This is a genomic window from Nostoc sp. 'Peltigera membranacea cyanobiont' 232 (assembly GCF_002245985.1).
Lineage (GTDB): Bacteria > Cyanobacteriota > Cyanobacteriia > Cyanobacteriales > Nostocaceae > Nostoc.
Genome location: NZ_NOLK01000305.1, coordinates 1 through 4,076 on the forward strand (window position 1 = coordinate 1; position 4,076 = coordinate 4,076).

Here is a 4,076-nt window from a genome sequence, read left to right on the forward strand (position 1 = left end):
CCAGTTCTTCTTTTGATAACTGGTTCAAGCTTTCTCGGTCTAATTCTTGAGGCAGGTTTTCGTTCATATCTATGATAGTCCTCCTCAAGTGTTCCCTTTGTCAATACTCTGCCACCTGAATCCTTACCAAAACAAAGTGCTGCCCTTAATAAGCCAGGATAAAGCTTTTGTCATAAATCATAGTAAAAGTTTCTCGGTTGGTTTCTGAATTATTTTTAGTACAGACTTGCACCCTGCACCTGAATGATTACCAATGATACAGATTAATAGTAGCGGTAGCGTCTTGTCAAATTGGATTGGAGACAGAGGCTTTTTCTCTAGTGGTAAAACTGTTAATATTTTCTAAAATCCGAGCGAAAGTGATCGGAAGCAAAATACGTTTGTGGATTTATAAGTGATGAACAGAAAACGTAGTGAGTCCTTTAATGAAGTTGCAGAAATCTATGATGCAGCACGCCCTAGTTATCCATCTCAATTGATTGAAGATGTAATTGAGATGGCTAATCTTCCAGATTCAGCTTCAATTTTAGATATTGGAACAGGGACAGGTAAGGGAACTGTTCCATTTGCTGAAAAGGGCTATACTATCTGCTGTTTAGAGCCAGGTGAAAGACTGATTGTAATAGCATCTCAAAATATGCGTTTATATCCAAAGGTGACATTTGAGACAGTAACTTTAGAGGATTGGAACTTACGCCCAAGGGCCTTTGATTTAGCAATATCTGCCCAAGCCTTTCATTGGGTAAATCGTGAAAAAGGGTATCCAAAAGTTGCACAAGCTTTAAAAGAAAAAGGTTATATTGCATTTTTTTGGAATTTCTCTATTTTACTCGATACTTCAATATTTCAGGCGCTCAAAGAAACGTTTAAAAAATATGTACCTACAACAATATCTAATGCTAAACCATCCTCAGTTGAATCACTAATAAAAAAAAGAGAAAACTGGATATTAAATAGTTTTTGTTTCAAAAACCTAGTGGTCAAACAATATCCTTGGTCTATTAATTATGATGCAGAGCGATATCTAGGTCTTCTGAAAACTCAAACTGCTTATCAAGAATTTACTGAAACTGAAAAGCAGGATTTTTCGGATGCTATTATACAGATATTAAATGCTCACGGAGGATATGTCATTAAACCCTATTTATCAGTTCTTTTCTTTGCTCAAAAAATTTAAATAAGCCCTTTCATTCTAAATAAAACTCAATATCGAGTGTGGGTTACAACTCATCTCAAACCCGATACGGAAAAACTACGGATTTCAACCTATAACTTCATAAACTTTGGACATGACCATGACTATAAATTTGCTTCTAAAAGAATGTCTAGTCTCCCAATAAATGCTGTTGGGGTAATTAATAGGGGGTTTGCTGGATTAAAATTTATCCAAGAATTAGTACAAGAAAACAAAGATTTTGTTTTGCGGATAAAAAAAATTGGAAACTAGAATTTAATGGCTCAAATGGGTTAGTCAAAGTTGGTGCATCTGATGATGCTCAATGCTCAAGCCTATAGAGTGATTAATTTTTGTGATTTAGAGGCGAAACTCGGTTTTCGCTTAGTTGCTAATTTACCTGCTGATGGAGAGGCTGCCGTTAGTGATGATGAAATTAGGGATATTTATCGATTACGTTGGGGAGTTGAATTGTTATGGAAGTTTTTAAAGATGCACTTAAAACTTGACAAATTAATTACTAAGAACGTCAATGGTATCACTATACAAATTTACGTTAGTTTAATAGCTTATCTAATTTTACAGATATTATCTATCCCACAACAATGAGGAAGAACAAAGCGATCGCCTTTATTTAGAGCGCCGTGTGGAACGTGCATTTTTGTCAGCAGGTCAGGCGCTGATGGAGTTGAGGGACAGACGGCTGTACCGTTCCACGCACCAGACATTTGAGGAGTATTGCCGCGATCGCTTCAATTATAGTCGTGATGCCGCGTACTTGAAGATTTCGGCTACTGTGGTTTATGAAAATCTTCAAAAGTTTTTGCCGACCATTGGTCGGCAAATTCCGATGCCGACCAACGAACGACAATTGCGTTTTTTGGCGAAAGCCGAGTTGGAACCGGCTGTGCAAGCGGATGTCTGGCAGCAGGCAGTAGAGCAAGCTGGCAATAAGATTCCCTCTGGTCGCATAGTGAAAGATGTTGTGGATAGGATACGCGAAAGGACGAAAGTACCCAATCCTTACCACATTGGGGAGATATGCGTTCTTCTGCCCAAAGATAATCCAGACTTGAGAGGTAAAGCGGGTTATTGGGGCGTAGTCAGCCATGTTGGAGAATACAGTTGTACACTCCAGATATGGGACGGTGACTATACCGTAAAAATCGAACACCTGAAATCACTGGAACTATTTGATGAAGATTGTAGATTCATGCAGCAGTTATGTTTGAGGTTACGGCAGTTGCATCAAGTGGCGACCCGTGACGAGGCTGTGGATTGGCTGTTGCAGGGGTTGGGGAAACAAGCTAAACCTTATTTATCTTCGTTGCAGGCAAAATTGCTGGCGACTGTGGAACGGGAGTACAAAATCGAGTGGAGGCAACAGAAATGATGGTGCAGCTAGGAAACAATAATTTAATGCAACAAAGTTTACTAAACTCGTTTAGTTTCAAATATTTCTCGCCACAATTCAAATTCAGGACAATTACACCAAATGGTAACGAACCCATCAAAAAGTTTAGTTTCTGAATTTTGAATTCCCCTTGGGAGAACTTGGATCAAGATAGGAATATCCAAATCACATTTCCAATTTTCTATTTCTTTTTGGAGTTGGGCAATAGTGTCTTGATGGAATCCTCGGTCGTTGTTAGAACACTGAACAAGTAAACATCCATTATCAGAATCTTTGACTCGCTTGAGCGAGAAATTAATCTGCGTCCACATTGATTGGACTTCATTGAAAATATTAGGCAAACCATATTGATTGCCTAATATTGCCTTGCGGCGTTTCGATTCACCCATAAGTCCCCCTCAGCAATACAAATTTTGACAAGGATGACGAAGAAGATAAGGAATCTTCTGACGACGAGTAAGCTCAATAGCTAGGGCGGCCGCATCATGTCAATAAGTAAAGTATATTCTCAATAGAGCTAAAAATAATGTCATTAACCTTTGCTTATTGCGAAGAATTTAGGCGATCGCTTTGGGGCTTTAAAAATAATCAAACGCGAAATCCTGATTTTTTCGTTGGTTCTTAAGCTTCGTTGTGATCAAGAGTAATTTAGATGCGTTTGCCCTAGCTCAATAGCACTCAGACTAACCCTCTGGGGGTTATTAACTACTAATACTATTGTAACGATAAATCAAGGGTTTCAAGTATTTTGCAGTTGCAAGAATTGGGGATTTTGCCAAACCGGATCTGTCATCCTTGCAAGCTTTGCTGCTGGTGGCTGTTGAGAGAGAGTACAACCTGGTTTGTCAGCAGCAGAAGTGATGAATTTATTGAGTGTCAAAGCAGCTTGAAAGTTCAAAATTTTAAATCAAATCGGGTAGGTGTTAGTGATTGGAGAACTTTTCACCCAGACATTTTGATTGTGATAAAAATCACCGCGCTGTTCTAATGTAAACCCACCCAGCAATAATCCCAACCATACTTCTACCATCGGCATTTGCAACACACGTTGCAGTTTAACTAAAGAAATCTCATCTTTGACATTTATCAGATGGTTAGCAATTGCGCTCTGCCATTTTTCCACATCTTCCTTCATCTGATGCCAAATTGCGGACATCTTTTAAAGTTGTCACCTCATCGAGCATTGCCAAAACATTCGCTTTTTCAACAGGTGCTGCTACAGAATCACCCAACTCAGTAGGATATGAAAATTGGTGTGGTCCGTGTGGTTTAAAGATTTGTGGTGTTTGCGGTTCAATCAAATCATCTAAATCTAGGTGCATTGTTGTCCGCACTAGACCAGCAAAGAGATCGGTGCTAATAATTGGCCCCTTTGGGTTATTGCGATCGCGGGTATCTTGCAACAGCACTTCGGCACGAGACTTGAGAATATCCGCAATTTGATTGAAGGCAAGCGCTGCGGTTGATAACTGTGCCTCCAAGGGTAGT

5 protein-coding genes and 2 pseudogenes are annotated in these 4,076 nt (G+C 39.3%); 3 read left to right on the plus strand and 4 right to left on the minus strand.

Features of this window, described 5'->3' with window-relative positions:
• Positions 1-397: 397 nt before the first annotated feature.
• From CDG79_RS39475 to CDG79_RS39485, 3 genes and pseudogenes are all read left to right on the plus strand, one after another.
• Positions 398-1,177, plus strand: coding sequence for a class I SAM-dependent methyltransferase (locus CDG79_RS39475; RefSeq protein ID WP_094346910.1), 780 nt, complete (start codon positions 398-400; stop codon positions 1,175-1,177).
• Between the two features lie 93 nt (positions 1,178-1,270).
• Positions 1,271-1,780 (plus strand): annotated as a pseudogene (locus CDG79_RS39480) (transposase); the annotation flags it as partial.
• Between the two features lie 40 nt (positions 1,781-1,820).
• Entirely contained in the window at positions 1,821-2,567 is a 747-nt protein-coding gene (locus CDG79_RS39485) for a hypothetical protein (RefSeq protein WP_189525306.1), read from the plus strand.
• Positions 2,568-2,608: 41 nt separating this feature from the next.
• Here the strand turns inward: CDG79_RS39485 and CDG79_RS39490 are convergent, their stop codons facing one another.
• From CDG79_RS39490 to CDG79_RS44605, 4 genes and pseudogenes are all read right to left on the minus strand, one after another.
• Complete coding sequence (locus tag CDG79_RS39490; protein WP_094346911.1) at positions 2,609-2,977, minus strand: hypothetical protein; 369 nt, start codon at positions 2,975-2,977, stop codon at positions 2,609-2,611.
• A 350-nt stretch (positions 2,978-3,327) separates the two neighbouring features.
• On the minus strand, positions 3,328-3,486 hold the full coding sequence (locus tag CDG79_RS43210) for a hypothetical protein (protein ID WP_189525307.1): 159 nt from the start codon (positions 3,484-3,486) through the stop codon (positions 3,328-3,330).
• Between the two features lie 9 nt (positions 3,487-3,495).
• Entirely contained in the window at positions 3,496-3,711 is a 216-nt protein-coding gene (locus CDG79_RS39495; RefSeq protein WP_223278646.1) for a hypothetical protein, read from the minus strand.
• Positions 3,683-4,076: pseudogene (locus CDG79_RS44605) on the minus strand (hypothetical protein); the annotation flags it as partial. The pseudogene CDG79_RS44605 and the gene CDG79_RS39495, both read right to left, overlap by 29 nt.

Bases quoted from the DNA above. Each gene is read 5' to 3' on its own strand.
- CDG79_RS39475 (WP_094346910.1), top strand. From the start codon at position 398: ATGAACAGAAAACGTAGTGAGTCCTTTAATGAAGTTGCAGAAATCTAT.
- CDG79_RS39490 (WP_094346911.1), bottom strand. From the start codon at position 2,977: ATGGGTGAATCGAAACGCCGCAAGGCAATATTAGGCAATCAATATGGT.